At 68.9% G+C, this 25,776-nt stretch carries 19 protein-coding genes and 1 pseudogene; 16 read left to right on the forward strand and 4 right to left on the reverse strand.

Annotated elements, in window-relative coordinates; all coding sequences use genetic code 11:
- Positions 1 to 168: 168 nt before the first annotated feature.
- The gene (locus tag ACFYNL_RS05420; RefSeq protein WP_388796743.1) at positions 169 to 3,951 is read right to left on the reverse strand and encodes a helix-turn-helix domain-containing protein; all 3,783 of its coding nucleotides are present in this window, start codon (positions 3,949 to 3,951) and stop codon (positions 169 to 171) included.
- A gap of 260 nt (positions 3,952 to 4,211) precedes the next feature.
- Here ACFYNL_RS05420 and ACFYNL_RS05425 point away from each other — a divergent pair, with 260 nt between their 5' ends.
- The 11 genes and pseudogenes from ACFYNL_RS05425 to ACFYNL_RS05475 all read left to right on the forward strand — a co-directional run bounded on the left by ACFYNL_RS05425 (position 4,212) and on the right by ACFYNL_RS05475 (position 13,326).
- Positions 4,212 to 4,676, forward strand: coding sequence for a peptidase inhibitor family I36 protein (locus ACFYNL_RS05425; protein ID WP_388796746.1), 465 nt, complete (start codon positions 4,212 to 4,214; stop codon positions 4,674 to 4,676).
- A gap of 73 nt (positions 4,677 to 4,749) precedes the next feature.
- The gene (locus tag ACFYNL_RS05430) at positions 4,750 to 5,802 is read left to right on the forward strand and encodes a hypothetical protein (protein WP_388796748.1); all 1,053 of its coding nucleotides are present in this window, start codon (positions 4,750 to 4,752) and stop codon (positions 5,800 to 5,802) included.
- Positions 5,799 to 6,572: a hypothetical protein gene (locus ACFYNL_RS05435; RefSeq protein WP_388796751.1), complete on the forward strand. Its 774-nt coding sequence runs from the start codon at positions 5,799 to 5,801 to the stop codon at positions 6,570 to 6,572. Before ACFYNL_RS05430 ends, ACFYNL_RS05435 begins: the two co-directional genes overlap by 4 nt.
- Positions 6,573 to 6,602: 30 nt before the next feature.
- Complete coding sequence (locus ACFYNL_RS05440) at positions 6,603 to 7,907, forward strand: copper amine oxidase (RefSeq protein WP_388796754.1); 1,305 nt, start codon at positions 6,603 to 6,605, stop codon at positions 7,905 to 7,907.
- 17 nt (positions 7,908 to 7,924) lie between these two features.
- The gene (locus tag ACFYNL_RS05445) at positions 7,925 to 9,319 is read left to right on the forward strand and encodes a glycosyltransferase 87 family protein (RefSeq protein WP_388796757.1); all 1,395 of its coding nucleotides are present in this window, start codon (positions 7,925 to 7,927) and stop codon (positions 9,317 to 9,319) included.
- A gap of 322 nt (positions 9,320 to 9,641) precedes the next feature.
- Positions 9,642 to 10,103, forward strand: coding sequence for a hypothetical protein (locus tag ACFYNL_RS05450; RefSeq protein WP_388796760.1), 462 nt, complete (start codon positions 9,642 to 9,644; stop codon positions 10,101 to 10,103).
- Positions 10,104 to 10,150: 47 nt separating this feature from the next.
- The gene (locus tag ACFYNL_RS05455; RefSeq protein WP_388796764.1) at positions 10,151 to 10,645 is read left to right on the forward strand and encodes a hypothetical protein; all 495 of its coding nucleotides are present in this window, start codon (positions 10,151 to 10,153) and stop codon (positions 10,643 to 10,645) included.
- 62 nt (positions 10,646 to 10,707) lie between these two features.
- Positions 10,708 to 11,166: pseudogene (locus ACFYNL_RS05460) on the forward strand (transposase family protein); the annotation flags it as partial.
- Positions 11,167 to 11,233: 67 nt separating this feature from the next.
- Positions 11,234 to 11,959, forward strand: a complete 726-nt coding sequence (locus tag ACFYNL_RS05465) for a hypothetical protein (protein WP_388796767.1) — start codon at positions 11,234 to 11,236, stop codon at positions 11,957 to 11,959.
- 252 nt (positions 11,960 to 12,211) lie between these two features.
- Entirely contained in the window at positions 12,212 to 12,748 is a 537-nt protein-coding gene (locus ACFYNL_RS05470) for a GNAT family N-acetyltransferase (RefSeq protein ID WP_388797347.1), read from the forward strand.
- Positions 12,749 to 12,858: 110 nt separating this feature from the next.
- Positions 12,859 to 13,326, forward strand: a complete 468-nt coding sequence (locus ACFYNL_RS05475; RefSeq protein ID WP_388796770.1) for a GNAT family N-acetyltransferase — start codon at positions 12,859 to 12,861, stop codon at positions 13,324 to 13,326.
- Between the two features lie 192 nt (positions 13,327 to 13,518).
- Here ACFYNL_RS05475 and ACFYNL_RS05480 read toward each other — a convergent pair whose 3' ends face one another.
- A complete protein-coding gene (locus ACFYNL_RS05480; RefSeq protein ID WP_388796773.1) occupies positions 13,519 to 13,713 on the reverse strand; it encodes a hypothetical protein in 195 nt (64 codons plus the stop codon).
- A gap of 244 nt (positions 13,714 to 13,957) precedes the next feature.
- On the opposite strand from ACFYNL_RS05480, the gene ACFYNL_RS05485 reads away from it, so the two are divergent.
- Positions 13,958 to 14,158 (forward strand): hypothetical protein, encoded by a 201-nt coding sequence (locus ACFYNL_RS05485; RefSeq protein WP_388796776.1) that lies wholly within the window; start codon positions 13,958 to 13,960, stop codon positions 14,156 to 14,158.
- A gap of 771 nt (positions 14,159 to 14,929) precedes the next feature.
- Positions 14,930 to 15,535, forward strand: a complete 606-nt coding sequence (locus ACFYNL_RS05490) for a dihydrofolate reductase family protein (protein ID WP_388796779.1) — start codon at positions 14,930 to 14,932, stop codon at positions 15,533 to 15,535.
- Between the two features lie 370 nt (positions 15,536 to 15,905).
- Here ACFYNL_RS05490 and ACFYNL_RS05495 read toward each other — a convergent pair whose 3' ends face one another.
- On the reverse strand, positions 15,906 to 16,664 hold the full coding sequence (locus ACFYNL_RS05495; RefSeq protein ID WP_388796781.1) for a hypothetical protein: 759 nt from the start codon (positions 16,662 to 16,664) through the stop codon (positions 15,906 to 15,908).
- An 804-nt stretch (positions 16,665 to 17,468) separates the two neighbouring features.
- Here ACFYNL_RS05495 and ACFYNL_RS05500 point away from each other — a divergent pair.
- Positions 17,469 to 19,202, forward strand: coding sequence for a S8 family serine peptidase (locus ACFYNL_RS05500; RefSeq protein WP_388796784.1), 1,734 nt, complete (start codon positions 17,469 to 17,471; stop codon positions 19,200 to 19,202).
- Between the two features lie 347 nt (positions 19,203 to 19,549).
- Here ACFYNL_RS05500 and ACFYNL_RS05505 read toward each other — a convergent pair whose 3' ends face one another.
- Positions 19,550 to 20,317: a 4'-phosphopantetheinyl transferase family protein gene (locus ACFYNL_RS05505; protein ID WP_388797350.1), complete on the reverse strand. Its 768-nt coding sequence runs from the start codon at positions 20,315 to 20,317 to the stop codon at positions 19,550 to 19,552.
- 244 nt (positions 20,318 to 20,561) lie between these two features.
- On the opposite strand from ACFYNL_RS05505, the gene ACFYNL_RS05510 reads away from it, so the two are divergent.
- Positions 20,562 to 23,177, forward strand: coding sequence for a Pls/PosA family non-ribosomal peptide synthetase (locus tag ACFYNL_RS05510; RefSeq protein ID WP_388796787.1), 2,616 nt, complete (start codon positions 20,562 to 20,564; stop codon positions 23,175 to 23,177).
- A complete protein-coding gene (locus tag ACFYNL_RS05515; protein WP_388796790.1) occupies positions 23,165 to 25,753 on the forward strand; it encodes an amino acid adenylation domain-containing protein in 2,589 nt (862 codons plus the stop codon). The genes ACFYNL_RS05510 and ACFYNL_RS05515 overlap by 13 nt, the downstream gene beginning before the upstream one ends.
- Positions 25,754 to 25,776 lie beyond the last annotated feature (23 nt).

Below are 25,776 nucleotides of genomic sequence, written 5' to 3' on the forward strand. Positions count from 1 at the left end.
GCATCACCGGTGACCTGACGATCCTCGGTACCAAAGGCCCCTCACCGTCGACCTCGGGTGCAGCGGCAAGGCGAAGGACCCCTTCGACTGCGACAAAAGCGCGGCGCGCGGCCCTAGCAAGATCAAGCCGAACCTCGGCACCACGGCGATCAGGCGCGGCCTGACGGGTCAGCAGGTGCGACGGTAGGGGACGTCCGGGAGGTAGGTCTTCCAGTCGGTCCTGGAGAGGCCGGTGCCGGTGCGGTCGCAGACCTGGGTGATCAGGTGCGCGGGGGTCAGGTCGTATTTCTGTACGGGTGTGTTGAGGCCCGCCGCGTACAGCGTCGTGTCGTCCTGGCCGAAGGCGAGTGCCTGCACCTCGTCGCCCGGGGTCGGCAGGGTCGAGCCGAGAAGGCGTGAGGAGGTGACGTCCCAGAGCTGGACGGTGCCCGCGGCGTCCCCTGCGACCGCGAGGGTGCTGCCGTCGTGGGAGAAGGCCAGGGCGGTCACCCCGCCGATCGTGTCCGTCTCGGTGTCGGACACGTTCCCGTCCAGCACGCCCAGGCGTTTGCGCAGGGCACCGTCCCAGAGCGTGACACGGCCCAGGTGATCGCCCGCGGCCAGATACCGGCCGTCGGGGCTGAAGGCCGCGATGCTGTTCATGTCCTCGTTCAGCAGGCGGGGTTCGACCTTTCCTCCTGGCCGGACCTCGGCTACGAAGCCTTCCTTGGTCACCAGTCTGTCGCCGCGGGGGTTGGCGACCGGGCTCACGCCGACGGAGTCGTAGCTGGTCGAGGCGGTGGCCCGGCCTCGCACGGTCAGCAGGCGCTTCCTGCGGCTCAGGTCCCAGGCCTCGACGGACGGCTGGTCCGAGGCCCGGTACACCAGCAGGGTGCGGGCTCGGGCGTCGAAAGCCAGTCCGTTGACGCCGAGGGTGTCCGTGCGGTCGGCGCGGATGTCGACGGCGGCGTGCACCCTGCGGGTTCTTGTGTCCCATACGGTGATCCGCGTCCGGTCCGGCAGCCCCTGCGCAACATGGTTCCAGCTACGACTGTGCGCGACGTACCTGCCGTCGGCGCTGAGCGCCATGAGGTCGGCGCAGCTCGCCCCGTCCTCGCGCTCCTCGGCCGGGTCCGGGCACCCGTCTCCCGGAGGCTGGAAGACGACCCGCCCGCTGCGGACGTCCACCACGTGGAGCCGCACCACGCCGTCCGCCCTGCGCATGCGGGCCAGGAGCCGGCCGTCACCGGACAGCTGCGCCGCGTAGGTGAGGCGACTGTCCCACTGACTCGTCGTCGACCGGCCCAGGGCCAGTGAACGGACAACGGTTCCGGAGCCGTTGAGATACCGCACGACCCCAGCTGTGGTGTCGACGCTGACATCGCTGACCGATCCGGCTGACCGCTGGCGCAGCACGGGCGCGTAGTCGTACGTCGTACGCCACATGAAGAGCTGTTCGTCTCCCCGGGCCAGGAGAAAGGCACCGCGCCCGGCGAACCACACATCGTTCACCCCGGTCGGCGATTCGAGGGTCGGCAGCTTTCGTCCGGTGCCCAGGTCCCATCTGCGGATGCCCTCTTCGGTGAGGAACGTCAGCGTCCGGCCGTCCGGGGTGATGTCGAGCGCTTCCGGCACGCAGTCCCCGCGTGGCACCCGCGCCGCCCACGGCGCGGAGGCCTTGCGGCGGCCGGCGACGTCCCAGATCTCCAGTCCGCGTTCGGACGTGCACAAGGCGAGTGTCCGGCCGTCCGGGCTGATGGCGGAGGACTGCAGGATCTCGTCGTCACGTTCCTGGACCCGCAGGAGGCGGCGGTGGCTGCGCAGATCCCAGACGGTGACGGAATTGTCCGATTCGGTGGGCCAGTCCTCCGCCACGAGGGTGCGCCCGTCGAGGCTGAAGCGAACATCGTCCAGCGGGGACACCCCGAGCGTCCCCGTCACCCGCGCGTTTCGTATGTCCCACAGCTTGAGCGCGTCGCCCGTCGGCACCGCCAGTGTCCGGCCGTCCGGGCTGAGGTACGGCTCGCCGCCGTTGTCCATCAGGCGTCCGGGTCCTCGTCGGGAGAGCGTGAGCCGGTGCGTGCGCAGATCCCAGACCCGGACGCGGTCCGCCGTCACGGACACCACGGAGCTGCCGTCGGCCGTGAGCCGGCGCACCTCGGTGCTCGACTGGTCGTTCGGCCCCGAGTCCGCCCCGGGTACCGCGAACACGTCCTCCTCCCGCTGCGCCATCGCCCCGATCAGCGCCGACCGCGTCTCCGTCGTGTCGGCCAGCTGCCACGCCGCCACGCTCAGCCGCATCGCCGTGACCGGATCGGAGAACCGCATGCTGTCCGCGACGGCGGCGACCCGGCGGGCCTCGGCCTCCACACGGCGGCGGTCGCCCGCGCGGTTCTGCTGCCAGGCGACGGCTCCGGCGACCAGCGCGAGGACCAGCAGGACCGCCAGAGTGCCGACGAGGCCGCGTCGGCGTCGGCGTTCGCCCTGGTGGGCGGTGCCGCTCGCGGTCAGGAATGTGCGCTCCAATGCGGTGAGCGAGGCCCCGGCGAGCTGCTCCTGCGCGGCTGCGAGCCGGGTGCCTCGGTACAACGCGCCCGGATCCCGGCCGAGTTCGTCCCAGGTACGGGCCGCCTCGGTCAGCCGCCGATGCGTCCGCAGATGCTCGCGCTCCTCGTCGATCCAGCCGGACAACCTCGGCCAGGCGGTGATCAGCGCCTCGTGGGCCAGGTCGGCCGTGTCGTGGTCGAGGGTGATCAGCCGGGCGCGGGCGAGGCGGTCCAGGACCCGGGTGACGTCCGCCGACCCCGCTGCCGGGTCGGCGAAGTCGAGTTCGGAGCGGTCGACCGGGCGGCGCGTGTCCTGGGAGCCCTCGCCGGGGGTGATCAGTCTGAGGAGGATGAGGCGCGCGAGGTGCGCGTGCTCGGTGGAGAGTTCGGCGTAGAGCTCTTCCGCGGTCTGGGCGATCGCGCCGTGGACGCCGCCCGCCGCCTCGTACGCCTCCATGGTCAGCGCTCGTCCGCGGCGGCGGCGCCAGGTCTCGCGCAGGACGTGGGAGAGGAGCGGCAGGCCGCCCGGCTCGCCCGCGATCTCCTCGACCAGGCGGGCGGTCAGGGTGCGTTCCACGATGAGGCCCGCGGCCTGGGCGGGTTTGACGATCACCTCGCGCAGTTCGGCGGAATCCATCGGGCCGACCAGCAGACCGGCCTCGCCGAGGGCGTCGGCGAGGCCGCGGTGTTCGGCACAGCGGCCGTAGAAGTCCGCGCGTACGGCGATGACGACCCGCAACCCTGAGCCCGGTCGCCGGGCACCGAGCAGCAAGTCGATGAACTCTCGGCGCTCCTGCGGATCCCGGCAGAGGGTGAAGACCTCCTCGAACTGGTCGACGACGATGACCGTGTCGTCCGTCGGCCCTGGCTTCAGGGCGTCGGCGTGCGTGCGGACCGGGTGTTCCCCCGGGGTGAGGATGCGGATCGCGGCCAGGTCGGGCTCGGTGCGCAGGGCGGGGACCAGTCCGGCGCGCAGGAGCGAGGACTTGCCGCTGCCGGAAGGGCCGAAGAGCGCGGTGAACCTGCGGTCGCTCACCAGCTGCCGTAGCGCGGTGACGAGCCGGTCGCGGCCGAAGTACCGGTCGTGGTCACCGGGTTCGAAACGGGCCAGGCCCTGGTACGGCGGTTCGGCGCCGTCGTCCTCCCGGGCAGCAGCGTCGCGGACCTCGCGCTCCGTCTCCTGCCAGCGGCGCTCCCAGCTGTCCTCGTCACCGCCGCAGGCGCGGACGTAGGCCAGAGCCACCTGAAGGGAGGGCAGTTGCTCGCCGGCCGCGGCCTGGGAGAGCGCGGTCACCGAGTAGTGCGCCCGGCGGGCGAGTTCCCGATAGGTGATGCCGCCCGCTTCCTGCCGGAGCTTGCGCAGTTCGTAGGCGAAGCGCTGCACCGGTCCGGCGGCCGGATCGACCGGAGTCTCCCGACGGCCCATCGCCTTGCGTCTCCCCTCGTCTCCACCCCGCCCCGTGCGCGCACAGCGCGGGAGCCTCGGCCGCCGCCACCCTAGGGAGCCGCCAGGACCGACCACAAGGTTGATCCCTGCCAACCACCAGGCGTTTTCGGTTTGTTCAGTGTGACGATCGGTGCCTGCTGAACAACGCGCCGACCGCTGAACTCGTTCTCGCGGGCCTCGCTCCGAGGGCCGCACCGCACCCTGCGGTTCCCGACAGCAGAAACCAGGAGAGGGCGAACATGACGATCACGAAGAGGACTTCGACCCGGGCCGGTGTGCTCATGGCGACGGCGGCGCTGGCCCTGGGCGGGCTGGCCACACACGCCGAGGCCCGCAGCGCGAACATCTCCGGCTGGAACAGCAAGTCCGACTGCGACGCGGCGAGCCCGTACACCTTCTGCCTGTACTACTCGCCGAACGCCAAGAACGCCCCGTACCGCACCACGGCGGAGAAGATCGGCGACCTGGGCACCAAGAGGTTCAGCGGCAGCAGGCCGGGGGGCGGCCAGAAGGTCCGCAACAACGCCGCCTCCGCCCAGAACGGCACCGGCTGCAACGTGGGTATCTGGTACTCCCCGAACTACCGCGGAGACTCCAACTGGCTCTCGCCGTTCAAGGGCGGGAACCTCACCTCCTGGCTGCGCAACAACGAGGCGTCCATCGCCATCTCGGACCACACCCGCTGCCCTGGCATCGGTCACTGAGCCGATCCGCTCCGTAGTTCACCGCGGTGCCCCGTCATGGGTTGGGGCACCGCCTCCCGAGGAAGCGATGGCCATGGTGCACGTCTCCACTTCCGCATCCGTACGGCACATGAGGCGCACGGCGACCGCCGTCGGCACGCTGCTCCTGGCGGCCGTGACCGCCTGCTCGCCCCAGTCGCCCCAGCGGGCGGAGCCCCCTGAGCTCGGGGAGATCCCCCGCACGGTCGGGGTCGAGCGCCTCCATCTGCCCATCGAGCGCCACATGCTGACTCCTCGTCAGGCCCTGGACTTCGACCAGGCCAGTGACACGGCCGTACGGGCGTGCATGCGGCGGCTGTCGGTGCCGTACCCGGCCGCAACCCGCCCGCCGGCCGGATCGGCGGCGGAGCGGGAGGCGCTGGACGCGTACACGGTGCTGTACCGGCGGTACGGGCTCACGGACGCCGCGAGCGCCCGGACCTGGGGATACCACACGCCCACCGCCGCGTCCTCCGCCGCCGCGGCCAAGGCCGTGAAGCCGAAGGCCCCCTCGACGGCCGCCCGACGTGTCCTCACGGGGGTGGACACCTCGGGCACGCCCCTCACCTCGTACCGCGGCCGACCTGTCCCGCAGGGCGGGTGTCTGGGCGAGGCCGAGCGGCTGCTCGGGGCGCGTGGCCCGCTGGGGCCGGGCACCGACCCGGACGGGATCGCGGCCCGCATCAAGGCCGACAGCTTCGAGCGGTCCATGGCGGATCCCCGGGTCACGAAGGTCTTCTCGGCATGGTCGGCGTGCATGGACGCGCGTGGTTTCCGGATGCTCACGCCGATGGACGAGGTGCCCTCGGCGAACGCCGCGGCCCCGTCCCGGCAGGAGATCGCCCAGGCACGGGCGGACGTCGCCTGCAAGGCGCGCACCAACCTCGTGGGCGTCTGGTTCGCGGTCGAGTCGGCCTACCAGAAGGCCGCGATCACCGAGCACGGCGAAGAGCTCGACCGGGTGACGGCGGCCCGTGACACCACGCTCCGCGCGATCGACCGGCTGTCGCACAGCCATGACGCGTCGCACAGCCATGACGCGTCGCACAGCCATGACGAGTCACACAACCACGACGAGTCGCGCAACCACGACAAGGGGGAATCATGAAAGTCACCGCACGGCGGCTGCTCGGCGGCGCCGCGATCGCAGTGACCGCCACGGCGGCGATGGTCGCCGTCACCGTACCGCTGGACGCCACCGGGGCCGACCGGCCCGCGGCCGCTTCGTCGTCGGCCGCCGCACCATCCTCGACGTCGCCCGCCGCTTCGTCCTCGCCGAACGGCTCGGGCCCGGCGAGCGGCCACGGCACCGGTCACGACCCGCTCACGCCCGACGAGGAGGACCGCGCGGCCCGGCTCGCCCTGTCCGGCGACCGCACGCTGCGCAGCACGAGCGAGGACGTACACGGCCGTACCGGCGCTCCGCAGCTGCTGGGCACCCATCTCGCCGACGGCTCGGGGAGCGGCGGCCGGCGGGTGGAGGTGCTCTTCTACGACTACCGCCGCGACACGCTCCTCCACTCCACGGTGGACCTCAAGTCGAACACCGTCGAGCGCACCGAGCGCACCACGGGCGCCCAGCCGGCGCCGTCATGGGAAGAGTCGCGCGAAGCCCTCGGCATCCTGCTGGACTCCTCGCACGGCGACGGCCTGCGGAAGGACTTCCGCGCCGCTACCGGCCGGCCCCTCACCGATCCCGCCCAGCTGTCCGTGACAGGCGGTACGTATGGCAGCCCCTCCGGTGTGTCCGGACCGGCCGCCGACTGCGGCAAGCACCGCTGCCTGCGGCTGTTCACACAGGTCAAGGACGGTCCGTGGATCGACACCCGGGCGTTCGTCATCGACCTCAGCGACCGCGCCGCGCTGCGGCTGCCGTAACCCACCCCCACTGCGAAGGACGACACTTCCATGCGCGTATCCCTGCGGCGCCTGGCCCTCACCGGGGCCTCGGCGCTCCTCACCCTGCCCGCCGGCCTCAGCGGGTCCGCCGCGGCGGCGCCGGACGCCGCCCCGCGTGCCGCCTGCAGCGCCGCCGCCACCATCGAGAAGAAACTGCCGAACGGCACCGTCTGGCGCATGTGCTGGCGCAACGACCCGCTCGCCGGGCTCGTGCTGTCCGATGTGACCTACCGGCCCAAGCACGAGCGCGCCCCGATCAGAGTGCTGGCCGGCGCCCGGCTCGCCCAGATCAACGTGCCCTACGACAACGGCCGGAACGAGTACAACGACGTCACCCAGTACAAGTTCGGCAGCCTCGCGATACCGGTCAGGCAGAAGGACTGCCTCTCGGGCATCCTCAAGAGCTTCTCCGTCACCGACCCGGACACGGGACGCCGGCACACCGTCAAGGGACTGTGCGTGGCCGTCCAGCCCCGCGGTTTCGCCTACGACGGCATGAGCGGCGACGTCGGGGAGAGCACCGACCGCCGCGACAGTGCCCAGGGCGACGACCTCGTCCTCTACACCGTCAACGCCGTCGGCTACTACCACTACATCACTCAGTGGAACTTCTCCGACGACGGCACCGTGACCGCCCGCGAGGGCGCCACCGGAAACCTCTCCCCCTCCGACTTCGACGCCTCCGACAGCACCGGCCGGCCTCTCGGGCGGGGCTCGGCCGGCAAGGCGACCAGCCATCACCACAACGTCTTCTGGCGGCTCGACTTCGGGCCGACCCGGGCCACGGGGGCGAGGGTCGAGCAGTACGACACCCACACCGACGGCACCTCCGCAGGCGGCTATCCGCGGGTGCGGACCACGCACCGCACGATCGCCAAGGAACTGGCCGGGGACGCGGCGAACAGCCGCTGGTGGCGGATCGCGGGCACGGCCGGGAAGAACGCCGACGGCCACCTGCGGTCCTGGGAGATCGTGCAGCAGCACACCGACCGGTACATGCCGCACGCCTACACCCGGCACGACGTGTACTTCACCCAGAACAAGAACTGCGAGAAGTACGCCAGCGAGAACGAGGTCGGCGGCTCGACGTCCTGCAAGAGCACCGTCGACCGGTTCGTGAACGGAGAGCGGCTCACGCACCCGATCGTCTGGGTCAACGTCGGCTTCCACCACGTCCCGCGCGACGAGGACCAGACCCCTATGCCGGTCCACTGGCAGGGCTTCCAGATCGTCCCGCGCGACGTCACCGCGATGAGCCCGCTCACGCCCGACCGGCTCCACGACCCCGCGCACAACGGCGACCCCCTCGACTGACACAGGAGGGGACAGCCATGCGACCGAAACCTGGTGTCCGCGGCACCGGCTCGTACGAGGCGCGGCGGAACCGGCCGCACACGTACCGGGCGCGGCGGAACTGGCCGCACTCGTACCGGGCGCGGCGGAACTGGCCGCACTCGTACGGAGCGCGGCTGCACTGGCTGCTCTGCGCAGGATTCGCGCTGCTGCTGGCCGTGACCACGGCCCTCCCGTCGCACCGGATCTGGGGTACCTGCGCGGCCGTCGCCTACGCCGTCGCGGGGTTGCTCACCCACGGCCCCTGGCCCCGAGCCGCCGTGGCCGCCTCGCTCACCGGAGCGGTCGTGGTTCCTTCGGCGGTGCTCCTCGCATCGGGGACCGCGCAGTCGGAGGTGCGGGTCGTGGAGCGCTCCGGCGCTCTGCTCCTGCACTCCGGCAGCCCCTACCTGCCGAATCCGGCGCACGTCGCGGACTACGACCCGTACCTGCCCGGCATGGCGCTCTTCGGCCTGCCCCGCGCCCTGCTGGGCGAAAGCCCGCTCACCGACGCCCGGATCGGGTTCTGCGCGGTCTTCCTGACCTGCATGTTCCTGACCACCGTCGCCGCCCGCCGGGACAGCGTGCTGCCGCTCGCCGCATTCCCCGCGGTCGCGCTGCCGCTGGCCGTCGGCGGGGTCGATCTGCCGGTGCTCGGGCTGATGTGCCTGGGGCTGGCACTGGCGGGCCGGGGCGGTTCGGGTATCGCGGCCGGTGCGGCCATGGGCGCGGCGGCGGCCCTGAAGTGGACCGCCTGGCCGCTGCTGCCGGTGGGGCTGGCCCTGCTCACGGTCACGGCGGGACGCCGGGCGACCGTACGGGCCACCTGCACCGCCCTGCTGGTGTCGGGGCTGGCCGTGGTGCCCGCCGCCCTCACCGACCCGCACGCCTTCGTCGAGCACGTGGTCCTCTTCCCCCTCGGCGAGGGCGAGGTCCGCTCCCCGGCGGCCAGTCCCCTCCCCGGCCACCTGCTGGCCACGTACGTCCCGGGCGGCAGCGTCCTGTCCATGGCCGCCCTCGCTGCCGCCGCCCTGGCCGTGGCCGCGTCCCTCCTGATCCGCCCGCCCCGCACCGTCGCCGCGGCGGCACACCGGCTGGCCCTCGGCCTCGGCCTCGCCATGTGCCTGATCCCCGCCACCCGCTACGGCTACCTCGTGTACCCCCTGATACTGGCGACCTGGTTCCGTCGGCCCCATGAGCTCCGACCGGTCGCGGCCGGCCCGTCCCCTGCGGCGGGAGCGAGCGGCGCGGCAGAGGCGAACTGGTCTGCACCGGCGCTACGAACGCAGGGCGAGCCACTTCCCGGCAAGACGTCCTCGCTGACACCGTCGAGCCCGGCGAAGCTCAGGGCAGCGACAGCGGACCAGATCCAGGGACTGTCCTCACGGCACTGACGGAAGGTGCGTCCCATCCTGTGGACCGATCCACAAGTCCCGACCAGCGCTTGCCCCTGCTGCGGTCGCCGCCTCCAGGACCGACAGCAAACGGCCCCGCTTGGTTAGCCCAGAACTGGCGGACATCCTTACCACCACCACCATCATCCGCCGCCTGCGGGGAAGCAGCGGCGCGACCGACGATGGCCATAAGGCGATCTACCCCGCTGAGACCATGGAGGCCCATCGCGCCTTCATCACTCGCCGCAGAGCCCCGACCCAGCGATGAGTATCGGACCTCACCGAGGAGGAGTGGGACGCCTTCGCTGAGAGAATCACTCGAATGTCCAGCAATGAGATCCGGTTCGACTGCCGCCAACGGGGCGACGGTGGCCCACTCGTGATCGTCCCCCACATCGACGGAGCACCACTCACCGAACTGATCGACAGGTTCGAGATCGCGGCCGATATGCAGCCCGCAGGTGACGCCTACGGCGGTCTGATCCCGCAGTTCTTCCGGTTCGGTCCGATGAAGGACCACTTCCTCGGACGGTCCACGAAAGCCACGGGGCTGAAGACACCCGTTCTCGGCTGTGAATGTGGCGAGTGGGGATGCTGGCCGCTCATGGCCTGCATCACTGCGACGGCCGACCGCGTGATCTGGGACGCCTTCGGGCAACCCCATCGCAAGACCCGCGACTGCATGGCATTCGGTCCGTTCCAGTTCGACCGTCACCAATACGATGACGCTTTGCGAGCGCTCAGCGCGGTGCTGGGCCCCGATGCCGACGACACGCGCGCATGAGCGCTTCCGGGCGCGACATGCTGGGCCAGAGGGTGGGGGAGTGGTTCATGGAAAGGTTCGAGACACAGAGTCTGGCGCTCATGCCTGGCCAGAAGGTTCAGGCCAGGGTCCTCAGTCATCACCCATGGGGCGTGGTCGTCGAGATCGTCGGTAACGAGAACGCCGGCCTGTCGGCCTCCATCGACATGATCCAGCAGTTCTCCCGAACCACGAGCACCCACGACGAACTACTCGCGCTCTTCCCGCCCATCGGTTCGCAGATCGATGCAGTGATCGAGCAAATCCACCGCTGGCATCCGCCGGTATCAGTGCGGCTCAGCATCCGACCTGAAGACCTGGAGTCGTTTGACTGGCGCTGCGACTTCTGTGGTGAAGGGATCACTTTGAGCCCAGGTGGAGATGCCCTCGTCTTGGACTCGCGGAGCAACGACGGTCCAGGAAGCCACACCGTCATCTCCCACCGGCACTGCCTGGCGGAGCGAATCCGCCCGGAGAGCACGGGGGAGCGGGCGCGAGCCTTGAAGATCGGGAGAATGTGCTGACGATCGCCGGGTCTGCACCTGAAGGGTGTTGCGTAAGGCTTTGATCTGGGCATCTCCGTTGTATGGCCGGTGTGTTGAGGGCTGTGCGGGTGTGGGTGGAGACGTTCACGGGGCTGCGGACGTCGCCTTTTTCGGGGATGTTGAAGGTGGTTCGGGAGCGGGGTGGCAATGGCAAGCTGCGGGCCGGCCGTGGTCGTTGCCGTTGGCCGAGCGGGTGCTGATGGTTGTGGTGCACTACGGCACGAACCTGACGATGCGGCAGCTGGGCCCGCTGTTCGGCGCCTCTCCCTCCACGGTCTGCCGGGTCTCCAACGGCTTGGCCCGGTGTCGGCGCTCGTGCCCGTCATCCGCACCGCCGATGCACGCCGGACCGGTTAGGGATCGTGGAGGGCGCTCTGGTCCCGGTCAGCGACCGGGCTGTCGGTTCCTCGTCACGCAACTACCGGCTCTCGGCGAACGTGCAGGTCATCGTCGATACCGACACCCGCTTGGTGATCGCCGCCGCAAGGCCGGCGCGTGGGATGAACACGGCCTTGTGCAACAAGCTATAGCCGTACTACGGAGACGGTAATGGGGGAGGAGCTGACGGTGAGACGCGTTCTGATACCGGCCGTGGCGGCGGCCATGGTGCTGATGAGCGGCTGCAGCGAGAACCCTCCCCGCTGCGGCTGGGAGAACCGGCCGAAGGGCTTCCCGATCGAGGGCGAAGAGCGGCCCGTGAAGATCCGGCCCAGCAAGCAACATCCCTGGTTGGGCGGGCGCGAGGTGACGGCCGCCCTGCCTCCTCGGCCCGACCGGGACGCCGGTCCCACCGCGCAGGCGTTGTACGACCTGCAAGAGAAGACGCTCGGCATGGTGGGCGAGCTGGGCGAGATCGAGCCCGGCCGGTGCGAGGGCGGCGAACTCGACCTGGACGTGGGGGACACCACGCGCTGCACCGTCATCTACGAGAACGTCGAGGTGCCCTGGCAGGTGAAGATCACCAACGCTGTGCCCCAGGGTCTGGGGACGCCCTTCGGTATCGACTACCAATACACCGTTCGGCCGTTGGAGACCGTCGTGCTGGCTCGGGAGGTCTACGACCGGTTCGCGTGGGAGGCGGGGAAGAACGGGCCGGACAGCCTCTCGGCTCCCAAGGAGCCCAGGTGCGACAGGCTTCCGGAGATATTCACCGCCGAGCCCGGCCAGGACACGGGCTACTACTGCCAGAGCCTCAGCTGGTCGTGCAGCGACGGTGAGTTCGACTTCGAGTGGAGCGACGTGCCTGTTCATGTCGACGGTGACGGGAGGGTGAGGGTCGACGGGAGTACATAGCAGGCTGCCTCTCCGAGGTGGCGCGGCGTGGAGTGACCAGAGCGGGGATGCGGCCACGGCCCTTCGAGCTGGCGCGGTTTCCGCTTCAGGTTGCGCCAGACGCACGAGATCAGCGCAAGGCGGTGGGGGCCAGTCCCATCGTCCGCTGTCGCTGCATCCGGACGCGTAGGGACTTGGACTGGGGCGTGGGTCGAAGTGCCCTGGTGAGAATGGAGGAGACCCGCGGCTGTGATCCAGAATGATGGGATGGTGATGCTTGAGACTTCCCGTTTGATCCTGCGTCGCTGGCGCGAGGAAGACGTTGCGCCCATGGCTGCCGTCAATGCCGACCCCGAGGTCATGCGGTGGATCCGTGACGGCAGCGTCCGTGACGAACAGCAGACCCTCGACGGGATCCACGCATGGGAGAGCGAGTGGGAATCACAGGGCTTCGGCCTGTTCGCCGTGGAGATCCGGTCCACCGGCGAGCTGGCCGGGTTCACCGGCCTTTCCGTGCCCCACTTCTTGCCGGAAGTACTGCCGGCGGTTGAGGTCGGCTGGCGGCTGGGACGTTCCCACTGGGGGCAGGGCTTGGCCACCGAGGCCGCTACGGCCGCTGTCCGGTTCGGGTTCGAAGTACGAGGGCTGGAGCGAATCGTCAGCATCGCTCAAGTGGGCAACCACGCCTCCGAACGGATCATGACCAAACTGGGGATGCGTGCGGTCCGTGAGAGCGTCAATCCCACCTGCGGCCGGCGTGTACGGGTGTACGAGTTGTCGTCGAACCAGTACGTCACCACCACTCGTTGACGCCGGCTACGAGGACGCCGGCCTCGTAGCGAACCGCGAGTCTGCTGTGCCTCGCGGCCGCAGCATGATGTCTCCGTACGTACTTTCGCCTGTCACGGCCGACGCCTGCCATGATCGTCACCATGGGGATACACATCACCACGGCCGGGGTGGCCGACTTCCAACAGGTCCTGACTGATCACCGTCGTTACTGGGGCGAACGCGATCTCCGGTCGCTCCACCTTCTCGCGCTGGTGCAGGAGTTCGGTTCCACCTGCTTGGTTGCCCGAGCCGAGGACGGCATCCGTGGGTACGTCTTCGGGTTCGTCACCCTGGACGGCACCGGGTACGTGCATCTGATCGCCACCCGGGACGACTCCCGCGGCATCGGTCTCGGGCGTCGTCTGTATACGGCGTTCGCCGCAGCAGCGGAACGTCACGGTGCACGAAAATTGAAGGCGATCACGTCAATCGAGAACACCGGCTCCATTGCCTTCCACCGCAGCCTCGGCTTCCAGACGAAGATCGTCGATGACTACAACGGCCCCGGCCAGGCCATGGTCGTCTTCCAACGAAATCTGCCGCTCGACGTCTCGTAGCCCTGGCTGGCCAACCAGCCGTTACCGGTCATCGCACTCCCAGGCCCTTGGCTGCACCAGCAGGCATGGGGCTGGGCGGCTCACCTGCCCGCTCAATGCTGGGGGAGGTCGCCTGAGCGCCGCAGTCGACCTGCGTGACCCCAAGGCCGCGTTCCCGGGATGCGAGGGCTGTGGCGGAGTTCGGTCCGCCGCTCAGTAGCCAGGCGGGATCCGGTCCTGCGGCCCGTCGGTCACCCCTGCCGCGCCGTCACCCATCTCCGCCCGCTGGGCCACGGCCGGGTCGGTCGAGTCCGAGACCAGCTCCGCGATGCGCAGCGTGCACTCCCACCCCGTCAACTTGCCTTTGATCACCACCAGGTAAGCCTCCTGGTCGGTGAAGCGGTACACGTCGCGCCGCTTTTCGACGATGTGTTTGCTCGGTGAATACGTGTGGACGGCGGCACGGAGTGCGTCCAGCGCCTCGTCTCCGCTCCCGAGATTTGGCAGCCCCGCAGGACTCCCGCACTGCGGCTCGCATGACGCCCCAGAGCACTGGAGTGACGTCAAAAGCCGCTGACATCGATCACGCGACTGGCAGCCGGACGACTCCCGAAGTCACGCCGGAACGACTCCCGAAGATGGCAGGGCCGGTATGCGCACCGACATGGCGTGGACCTGGTGGGCGTGGCAGCGGCCGGAAGAGGCCGCCCGCGCCCTGCTCGACGCCTACCGGGCCAGCCCCGGTGAGGTCCGCGACCAACCCGCGATCCGCAGCATCGTCAACGAACTGGCTGAACGGCACCCGCGCACCGGTGGCGTTCACGAGCTGCACGCCGCCGTGACGAGGCCGTAGCAAGGGTCCACGGCCGGTGGGGGAAATGCGTGGGGGCAGGTGGGCTGTCATCCCGGCCGACCCCGCCTCAGCGTGCAGTCCGGCTCCCATGGCGGCGACGGGCCGTCTGGCAGGCCGGCGAGACCGCTACGGGCCAGGGACAAGCTACGGCTCGTTGCCCGTACTACAGCCTGCCCCGGGCCTGCGACAGGAACTGGGCGCTGGCCTGGTCCCGGGCGACGCCGGGCACGCGTGGGCCCAGAGTTGCTTCGCTACGGGGTGCGGTAGTAAGGAGCTTCTGGCCTTCACCACTGTCGAGCCTGTGATCGTTGTCGAGATCCGAGCTGACACCTCGGTTGATCACGGTCGGTACCGACATGCGGTCCGGGTTCTCAGGAGACGGACCGATCTTGCGCTCGCCGAAGTGCCACGATTCGGTGACGAGGGTGTGTGACACACACGCGTGTCGGGGAGTGGTGCCGAGCGCCGCAGGAACGCAGTGGTTGAACCGCGCCGAGCCCGCCTGATGATCACGGCTGGGTATCTGAGCTAGGTGGAATGTCACAGGAGCGTGATCATCCAGGCCTGTGTCGGGTGACTGCGGCGTGGAGATCATTACTCGACTGCGTGCATGGTGCAATCATGTACACCTCCGGCCCCCGAATCAGTGCCGCTCCGCCGCCCCTGATCGGCTGCGGTGTCATGGGATTCCTCGTTACGTGACAGGGCGGCCGATGAGTTTGTGGTTCCCGGCCGGTCCAAGCTCGTGACACCTCAGGAAAGGACACCGCCATGTCGGAGCTTCTCATCGACTTCATCACCTCCCTCGACGGTTACGCATCGGGACAGGGATGGCCCGGGTTCTGGGGCCTGGAGGGTCCGGAGTACCTCGCATGGCTCGGTGAGCAGCCCGAGGTCACCTACCTGATGGGAGCGAACACCTACCGTCTGATGTCGGGCTTCGCCGCCGGCGAGGTCCCGAGTGGCCAGGACGAGTTCAGGCCTGAAGAAGAGGCCTCCGTCGACGAGCTCACGCAAGCGTCCAAGGTGGTGTTCTCCTCCTCACTCGAGGAGCCACTGACGTGGGCCAACTCCACGCTCGTCCGCGACGACGCCGTCGAGGCGGTCCGTGCCATGAAGTCGAGTGGGTCGGGGCTCCTCAGCACGATCGGCAGCCTCAGCCTGAGCCGGTCCCTGCTACGAGCCGGACTCGTCGACCGCTTCCGGGTCGTGATGTTCCCGGTGATCACGGGGGCCACGGGAGAAGAACGCATCTACGACGGCTATCCGGACGTCGCCCTGGAGATGACCGAGCACCGCACCTTCGACGGCCGCATCCAGCTGGTCGAGTACAAGCCCCGCGTGCTCGAGCACCCGCCGCTCGGCGTCCCTGCGTGACATCGCCGCGCCGGCGCCGGTCTGGGCGGCCCCCGGTCGGCGTCGGCGGGGGCGGAGCAGGACTTGATGGCGGGCGAACGGCCAACGTCAGACGACGCCCGGTCCAGGTCAGCGGGGATGCGCAGGTCGGCATACCGGCCTGGCGCCGGATCCATCATCCGTCTCCGGCAAGAAGGAGGTCGGCGCGTCACAGGTAGTCACTGCGGACGCGCGCCTCGCCGGCAGCCGCATCCCGCAGCGAAGTGGTGTCCATCAAGGCCCACACGTCGTTCGGGTCCGCGCTGGCGAAGCTGACGAGGGTTGCTGTGGGCCCGGCCCGGCGAACGCAGCCCTCCAGGGCGGCTCCAGTGCAGTGAGACCAGTGCAGAGCTCAGGCAGTGTTGCTGTCTGCCTTTTGAGGTCGCATGAAGTCAAGGTCGTCGCCCCACGCGTCCAGCACCTCGCCGTGTCCGGCCTCTCGGGCCGCCTTCTCCACAAGGGTGAACAGCTGCCGCTGCAGCGATACGTCGCCTGCTGCTGAGATTCGGTCCACAGCACGCAGCAGTACGTCGGTGTCCCAGCCGGGCAGCGGGTACCGGGCGAGCTCCCACTCCAGATACTTGTTGTAAGGGCGGGGGCGACGGTGGAGAGCGAAGAGGTACTCGAGCAGGAACCGCATGCTGTCGGCCGCGTCGAGGCGGGCGGCCAGAGCCAGGCCTTCCCGGTAGTTCTTGACCGAGCGGTAGAGGGAGTTGGTGTAGGCGTCGAGCCATCCGCCGGCGTCCCGGAAAGCCTCATCGGCATCCAACCGGACCCAGTCGGCAAGGATGCGGGCGATGTCTCCGTCGAGCCGGTCGAGAACGACCCGAGCACGGGCGAGGGCATAGCGTTCCCAACCGGGCATCCCGGCTCCGCAGAACTGGGTGAGAGTGACGACGACGAGGTCGAGCTCGGCGCTGCGGTGACCTGCGAACCGAGTCAGGTCAGTCGTGGCGTCATCGGCAACGATCACGTACAAGTCGTGGTCGGAGTGCGCGGTGATCATGCCGTCGTGGGCCTGGGAACCTTTGAGGACGAGACCGAGGACGGCTGAGTCGGCGACGGCGAGTTCGACGAACGCGTCGTAAGTGAGCGGCTGCTGAGCAGTCATGGTGTGGATCTCCGGTGTGGTGATGACAGGTATGCCTTCTGGCGCGACCCCGTTACGAGGCGCCCTATACCGTCCGCGGCTGCACGTGGCTGCCGCCCGGAAGATCAACGCACATCTGGACCCTATCGCCCGGCCGGGTCAAGGGATAGGGCGAGAGGAGCTGGCGCCTCCCCATCTTCGTTTCTGGTAACAGAAAGAGTGCTGAAATGAGCTCCAGCCGGTGATCGAGTTACGGGCCGGGCGTCCCGCCACGCACGCGGATCCTGGGCCGTTGAGGGAGGTCCTCGGCGTCTCAACGCATGAGGTCAGAAGCACCGTTGGTGCCCTAACCCGCCGATGTGATGACGGCTCGGTCAGCCGGCTTGCCGTTCGGTACGGGGCCGAGGTCGGGCGGTGGCGCCAGGGGTACCAGCCAGACTCGGCCACGAGCGGCACTCGGCAGCGCTCGACCGAATGTCCCTTGCGGCATCACGCGGATGGCTCTGAACCGACTTTTTATGGAGGCCGCCTCGCGTACCGCTCCCGCCATCTGAGTCAGCGTTTCACGCAACTGATCGAGTTGCAGCGATCTTGGCCTGGGGGGAACCTGGTCGTGTCCTTTGCATTCCAAGGAACAGGCCGGCGGCGAGGGCCCTGTGCGCTGGACCACCTCTTCCCCTGCGCGACAGCGGGCGCCCGCACGGCGCGCTCGATTTTCCGCGCAGGCTCTGCCACGTTTCGCGACAACTCGTCTGCCCACTGGCCGCGTAACAGTGTCACGAGTGATGCAGTGTCCTCGACCGCCTTGATGCAGGGAGAACGCTCATGGACTACAGCAAACTCGCCCCGTCACTGGCCATGGCCTACGACGAGTACGCCGAGGGACGCCAAGAGCTCGCTGACCATGTGCAGGAAGACCAGATGCCGGGCTTTGTGGCGCCACGGGACTTCGCCAAGCCCGCTCGGGTCGTGGTCACACTGGAGTGTTCGCCGGACGCCGACTTCAGTGATCTGGAGGGCACTACCGGCATCGAGGTCAACGCCGGTGGGGAGAGGGTGCGCACGGCCATCGTCCCACTCAGCGACCTGCCGGCCCTGACCCAGTATCCGGGAGTCGAGCGCGTCGCCCCGGCACAGCGGGTTCATCCTCTGATGGACGTAGCCCCCGGCAAAGTGGGACTCCCCGCCTTCCGGACGAACAACCAGCTCACCGGCAAGGGCGTCATCATCGGTGTCGTCGACAGCGGGATCGACGCACGGCACCCGGCATTCGCCGGCCGCCTCCTTCGGATATGGGACCAGGAGGCGCGTGGCGGAGCAGGTGTGCCCGAAGGCCGGTACGGCATCGAGTATGCCGACACGGCCGACCTGGCCAAGTCCAAGGACGACCACGGGCACGGCACCCACGTCGCAGGCATCGCCGCCGGCTCGGACAGTAAGTTCCAGGGTGTGGCGCCGGAAGCGGACGTCGTCGTGGTCAAGACGAACATGACGAACGTGGGCATCATCGACGGAATCCAGTACGTGTTCCGCCTCGCCCGGGAACTCGGCAAGGCAGCCGTGGTCAACCTGAGCCTGGGCGGCCACAGCGACCCCCATGACGGAACGGACGCCGTGTCCAAGGCGATCGACGACGAGTCAGGCCCCGGCAGGATCGTTTGCTGCGCGGCGGGCAACGAGGGAGAAGACAACATCCATGCCCAACTCGCCCCGCAACCAGGGGAGACGCTGAGGGTTCCCTGTCTGCACAGTCCCGACCGCGACGGAGTCGTCCAGGAGCTGTGGTTCAACGGCTGGTACGCGGGCAGCGACGAGGTGGAGGTGGCGGTAGCCGCACCGGAAGGGCTGACCACACCGTTCCAGGGCATACTGCCGAACGGCCCGCAAGGCAACCCGAACAAGGTCTCCCAGCTCGGTGACTGGAGGGTGCAGATCGGCACCCCTGGGCCCGACAGCAGAAACCAGGATCACCAGTTCACGGTGCGCCTGCGACCCCCTGTCAACGCCACGGGCTCGCGCACCTGGACCCTGCTGGTCCGAGGGAAGAAGGCGGCCCACCAAACGACGCGCGTGGACGTCTGGGCTCTCGGCGACGGCAGATTCTCCGGTCCGCATGCCACGAACTCCATGACGATCGGCTCTCCCGGTACCGCGACCAGCGCGATCACGGTGGCCGCCTACACGACCAGGACTCGCTGGACGGACATCGATGGCACCAGCCGCGAGGCCAGCTGGCTGAAGCCGGACGACATCGCACCTTTCAGCAGCCTGGGGCCGCGACGTGACGGCAAGGCCAAACCCGATCTCGCCGCGCCCGGCGCCATGATCGTCTCCGCGCAGTCGCGCGACTCCAGGAACAGCCGCCGCTGGATGATCGACCAGAACCATGTGGCGATGCAGGGCACGAGCATGGCAGCACCCTTCGCGGCCGGTGCGGTTGCGCTCCTGCTGTCCCACGACGGGACCCTCGACCCGGCAAAGGCGCTGTCGACGTTCGCCTACAAGCAGGAGCCCGACGCGGACACCTGGGGACGTGGCTTGATCGACTTCCCTGGCTAGGGTCGAAAGCAGAGACGCGACAACGGCCCCGACCAACTCTCCATGTCAGCAGCCGTACTCAGGCCATGTCCTAGGTGGCCAGGCGGGTGAGTCTGGCTCCTCGTGGCCCGGCCGGCGCGACCGGGCCACGAGGAGCTCGCCCAGCCGCGGACGCTGGCAGCACCCATCACCAGCGGACGGGTGGGGCGCAGCGTCGGACCCGCCGTCACCGGTGAGCAGGTACGACGTGCACCGGCTTCACAGGAGCCTCGGACACCGCAGTCCCAAAGAACACGAGGCCGCAATGGCGCCTGACGAGGACACCGTTGGTGGCTTACTCTCCCGGCCGGCGGGTTCTGCGCCGCAAGTCACTGACATGCCGCAGGACGCTCCGCACAGCTCGGGCCCACCCGGAGTGCGAATGCCCCCGCGTGTCCTTCAGGGACGGCCACGTCTCCCAGCATCCAGCCCGGAGGACCGGTGTCAGGCATGGGACTGCTACCCACATAGTCCTGTGCGACATCTCGCAGGAGGCCCGTACCGATCCCTTTGAGGTATGCCTCCTTGCGCGTCCAAGTGCGGGCGAACAAAGCGCACTTGGTGTGATCAGGCGCAGCGTCCAGCTCTGCTCGCTCCTTCGGGTGCAGGAAGGACGTGAGCTCCGCAACCACACCCGACGGGGGAACATGTTCGATGTCCACGCCCACGGGCACATCGGCGATCCCGATCAGCACCACATCGCCGCTCCGGGAGATCGAGAACTGGACGTCCGCGTCACGAACCCCGGGCTTCCCGTGTGGGCCGCCGCAGGAGGGGCAGGGTGCTCGAGCCAGCTGCACCGCGTCGGCGGTGACACCAAGACGGGCGCCCAGCAGCACCCGTACCGCCACATGTGCGACGACGTAACGCCGACGGTCCTCAAACCGACCGAAGGCAGCTGCACGTCGTTGCTCCGCCGGATCAAGGACGCGGGGAGCGAGACGACCCGCGTCTTCGCTTTGAGCCACTGCGTCGAGAAGCCACAAAGACGGCGCGCCGCCCCCAGAGGCGTCCGCGGACGGCGGATGCCAGAACTCGGGCGCTGCACCGAAGACCAACTCTGCCGGAGGGCGCTGACCGGTGGGGACGACCACCATGTAAACGTACGGCGTCCTGATGAGCACGGTCCAGTTCAGTGAGGAGCTGATGCGGCTGTGCCCGCCCGAGGGGCTGGAAGGCCGTTATGCACTCCATGTGCATACTCGTTCACCATATGGGGTGACGCGGACATGTTTTCAAATCGGAGATCCGTTCGCGTCCCGGTGCCGAATCAAGAGCATGGGTGGTTTTGACCACGGCCCGAGTCGTCCGGTACCGGTGGCAGTCCGTTCCGGAACCGGCATGGTGGACAAGGCCGGGGGAACGTCGTCCTCTGCTGCGAAGGAACCCACGGACGTCCTGGACCGGCGTGGTGAACCGGCCGTGATCGAGAGATCGTTCGCCGAGGTGCTGGCCGTGGTCTTGCGGACCGAGCAGGTGCCGGTCGACAGTCACTTTTTCGACGACCTCGGCGCAGACTCGCTGGTGATGGCGCACTTCTGCGCGCTGGTCAGGAAGCGTGCGAATCTGCCGCCGGTCTCGATGAAGGACGTCTACGGGCACCCGACGATCAGGAGCCTGGCGTCGGCGCTCGCCGATGCCGCGCCCGCCCCCGGGGCAGAGCGGGTGGCCGTGGCCTCGGAGGCGGAAGCGCTTGTCGCCCAGGCTCCGGTGCGGGCTCGGTCTTCGACGGGTGTGCGGCAGTACGTCCTGTGTGGCGTGCTGCAGTTCCTGGCATTCCTCGCCTACGCCTATCTCATCGCCTTCGGCACCGCCGGAGCCTACGAGTGGATTTCCGCGGGTTCGGGTGTGCTTGACGTGTACCTGCGATCGGTTCTGTTCGGGGGAGCGGCGTTCGTGAGCCTGTGTGTCCTTCCCGTCCTCGTGAAGTGGATGCTCGTCGGCCGGTGGACACCGCGGCAGATCTCTGTCTGGAGCCTTGCATACGTCCGGTTCTGGATCGTCAAGACGTTGGTTCGGTCGGATCCCCTGGTGTTGTTCAGCGGCTCGCCGCTCTACCTGATCTACCTCAGGGCACTGGGCGCCAAGGTCGGGAGCGGTGCAGTGGTCCTCTCCAGATCCGTGCCCGTGTGCACGGATCTGCTCACCATCGGCGAGGGCACGGTCATCCGTAAGGACTCGTCCTTCGCCTGTTACCGGGCCCACGCCGGACGGATCGAGACGGGCCGGGTCACCCTGGGCAGGAATGTGCTGGTCAGCGAATCCGCGGTTCTCGACATCGACACGACGCTGGGTGACGGGGCCCAGCTCGGGCATGCCTCATCGCTGCATCGTGGGCAGGCGGTGCCCGACGGAGAGCACTGGCACGGGTCGCCGGCACAGCACACGGACGTGGACTTCCAGGTCGTGGGGTCGGTGCGGTGCGGTGCGGTGCGCAGGGCGGTGCACAGCATGCTGCAACTGCTGATCGCGCTGGTCGTGTACGTCCCGCTGGCGGTCGGAGGGCTGACCGCGCTGCTCGTCGAGGTCCCGCAGCTGAGCACCGCCCTGGAGCCGGGGCCGGCGGTCTTCAGTCACGGGGCGTTCTACCTCGAAGCCCTGGCAATCTCCTGCGCGCTCGTCTTCGGCGCCATTCCCGCCGGTCTCCTTGTCGTGACCGCGGTTCCTCGGTTGCTCGGCCTGACCATCAAGCCGGGCAGAACCTACTGTCTGTACGGTTTCCACTTCGGAATGCATCGCACGATCGCGCTGCTGACCAACTGGAGGTTCCTCAAGCGGCTGTTCGGTGACAGCTCCGCCATCGTCCACTACCTGCGTGTCCTCGGGTACGACCTCTCCCGCGTCGAGCAGACCGGGTCGAATTTCGGCACCGAGGTGAAGCACGAGACGCCGTATCTGAGCGCCGTCGGGCGCGGGACCATGGTGGCGGACGGCCTGTCGATCATGAACGCCGACTTCTCCAGCACGGCGTTCCGCGTGTCCCGCGTGTCGATCGGACCGCGCAACTTCCTCGGGAACAGGGTCGCGTACCCGGCGCGGGGAAGGACCGGCGAGAACTGCCTCCTCGCGACGAAGGTGATGGTGCCGGTCGACGGGAAGGTCCGCGAGGGCGTCGGGCTGCTGGGCTCGCCCAGCTTCGAGATTCCCCGTTCCGTCCTGCGGGACAGCAGCTTCGACCGGCTCGGGAGCCGTGAGGAACTGCGGCGCGGCCTTGCCGCCAAGAACAGGCACAACGTGGCCACCATGGGGTGGTACCTGCTGACACGTTTCTTCTACGTTTTCACGCTCACCCTGCTCGCCGCGGGAGCAGGGGAGCTCTACGGGCCGATGGGCGTGTCGGGGATCGTGCTGGCCGACCTTCTTGGTGTGACGTTCACCGTCGCGTACTTCGTACTGGTCGAACGCATTGTCACAGCGTCCCGTCCGCTGCGACCCATGTTCTGCTCGATCTACACCTCCGACTTCTGGTCGCGTGAGCGCTACTGGAAGGTGCCGTCGGAGACGTACCTGAAGGTGTTCAACGGCACCCCGTTCAAGAACGTGATCTGGCGGCTGCTGGGGGTGCGTCTCGGGCGCATGGTCTTCGACGACGGTTGCTACTTGACGGAACGGGCCATGGCGTCCATCGGCGACGGCTGCACGCTCAACTCGGGAAGCGTCGTCCAGTGCCACTCGCAGGAGGACGGAGCCTTCAAGTCCGACCGGAGCACGATCGGCTCCGGTTGCACCCTCGGGGTCAATGCGTTCGTCCACTACGGCGTGACCGTGGGCGACGGTGCGGTGCTCGGCCCCGACTCCTTCCTGATGAAGGGAGAAGCGGTCCCGCAGGGGGCGTGGTGGGGCGGGAATCCGGCCAGGCCGATCCGCTCGCGCAGCGAGGACGAACCGATCCGCCCCCGCGGCCAGGACGACTCCTGCAGCGACGACGAGGGGAGGCAGACCCCATGGCGTCCGTGACAACGCCGTCGGAGACCGGACGGCGTTTTTGGCGGGGAGTGCTCTCCGCCGGCGGGGTCACCACCGTCCCCCGATGGACCCACGACCCCGTGACCCGGATCGCGCTGCACGAGGAGGCCCTTCCCCAGGATCTGATCGACGCGTTGAGCCGCCTCGCGGACGAACTACGGGTACCGCTCAGCTCGGTGCTGCTCGCCGCGCACGCCAAGGTGCTCGTCGCTCTGTCCGGCGAGCGTGAGGTCACGACCGGTTACGTCGCCGTCCGGGGAGGTCGGCCGCTGCCCTGCCGGCTGACTGCCGACCCCGAATCATGGCGGGCCCTGGTGCTCCGTACCCACCGTGCCGAGGCGGAACTGCTGCAGCACAAGGACCTCCCCGTCGACGCTCTCCGGCGTGAGTGGCGCCTGAATGAACCGTCGACGGAAGCCGAGTTCGATCCGATCGGCGACGGGGGCGAACTCGCCGAGAAGGCGGTGCTGCGGGTGCAGACCCCGCCGCACGAGGATCGGCTCACACTGCGCCTGAGGTACCGGGCCGACGCGCTGGACGAGGAATGCGCCGCGAGGATCGCGGGCTACCACCTCACCGCGCTCACGCTGCTGGCCGCCGATCCGGACGCCGCGCACGGCCGCCAGAGTCTTCTCTCCGCCGAGGAGCACCGCTTCCAGATCGATGAGCTCGCCGGACCCCACCGGGAGCTGCCGGACCAGCGCTTCCACGAGCTGTTCGAACAACGTGTCAGAGCCCACCCGGACGCTGTAGCGGCCGTTCGCGGTGACCGGCGGTGGACCTACCGGGAACTCAACGCGCGAGCCAACCGGCTGGGGCGGGCGCTGCTGGCGCGAGGACTCGGCCGCGAAGAGGTCGTCGCGGTGGTGACCGAGCGGAGCCTGGACTGGGCGGCCGCGGTCCTCGCGGTGTTCAAGAGCGGCGGGGCGTACCTTCCCGTCGAGCCGCACTTTCCCAGCGACCGCATCGCGACGATGCTCTCCCGCGCCGGATGCCGGCTCGTGTTGACGGAGCCGGGCAGCACCACCACGCTCGAGCGGGCCCTCGACGCGCTGCCGTCGGTCCAGGCGCTGTCCGTCGACGCGGCGTACGCGGAAGGCCACCCGGACTCCGATCTCGGAGTCGGCGTCGCACCGGACCAGCTCGCCTACATCTACTTCACGTCCGGCTCCACCGGCGAGCCCAAGGGAGCCATGTGCGAACAGGCGGGCATGCTCAACCACCTCTACGCCAAGATCGACGACCTGGGGATCGGCGAGGTTGCGGTGGTTGCCCAGACCGCACCGCAGTGCTTCGACATCTCGCTGTGGCAACTGGCCTCCCCGTTGCTTTCCGGCGGGCGGACTCTCCTCGTGGAACAGGAAGCGATCTTGGACGTTCCGCGGCTCATCGACACGATCACCCGCGGCGGGGTCGGCGTGCTCCAGGTCGTGCCGTCGTATCTCGACGCCGTCGTGTCCTACCTGGAGCGGCACCCGCGCGCGCTGCCCCACCTGCGGTGTGTGTCGGTAACCGGAGAAGCGCTGAGGATGGAGCTCGTACGGCGCTGGTTCGCCATCCAGCCCGGTGTCAAACTCGTCAACGCGTACGGGCTGACCGAGACCTCCGACGACACCAACCACGAGGTGATGGACCGGGCGCCGGACAGCGAACGGGTCCCGCTGGGAACCCCGATCAACAATGTGCACGTCTACATCGTCGACGAGCACCTCTCGCCGGTGCCGCTCGGTGCCCCCGGCGCGATCGTCTTCTCCGGGATCTGTGTGGGCCGCGGCTACATCAACGACCCCGAACGAACCCGGCACGCCTTCAGGCCGGACCCACACCGCCCGGGCCAGCGGCTGTACCGGAGCGGCGACTACGGCCGCTGGACGCCCAGCGGCAAACTGGAATTTCTCGGGCGCCGGGACAACCAGGTCAAGATCCGCGGATTCCGGATCGAGATCGGCGAGGTCGAGAGCGCCCTGCTGCGGACGACCGGCGTCCGCGACGGAGCGGTGGTGGCCGTCGAGGGGGCCGGCCGGGGCGCGCGCCTGGTGGCCTTCTACTCCGGTCAGGGCCCACTGGAGGACGATCTCCTCCGGGATCGGCTGGGTGCCTCGCTGCCCGCGTACATGATCCCGTCGGACTTCCACTGGCAGCCGCGTCTGCCGTTGACCGCCAACGGCAAGGTCGACAGGAAAGCGCTGACCACCCTCGCCGCACGGTTCGCAGCCGCTGCGCCCGCCGCGGGATCGGAGGCCGCCGCGCCCGGCCCGACGCAGCAGCACCGCGGTATCCGCGAGGACGGCGACGTACCGCGCACCTCGACCGAGCGGCGGCTGGCCGCCGTATGGGCCCAGGTGCTCGGAGTCCCGGAGGACGCGGTCCGCCGCCACGACCACTTCTTCGACCGTGGCGGCACCTCGCTCGCGGCCTTGCGTCTCGCGATCGCCCTGGACCGCGCGGTGGACGTCAAGGACCTCACGCGCCACCCGGTCCTTGCAGATCTGGCTCGCGTGGTCGACGACAGGCTCAAGCCGCCGTACCTCGTGCTGCCCGCCACCAGTCCACCGGCTTCCTCCTGAACCATGATCGAAAGGAGACGGAG

The sequence above is a fragment of the Streptomyces sp. NPDC007808 genome (genome assembly GCF_042868655.1).
GTDB lineage: Bacteria > Actinomycetota > Actinomycetes > Streptomycetales > Streptomycetaceae > Streptomyces.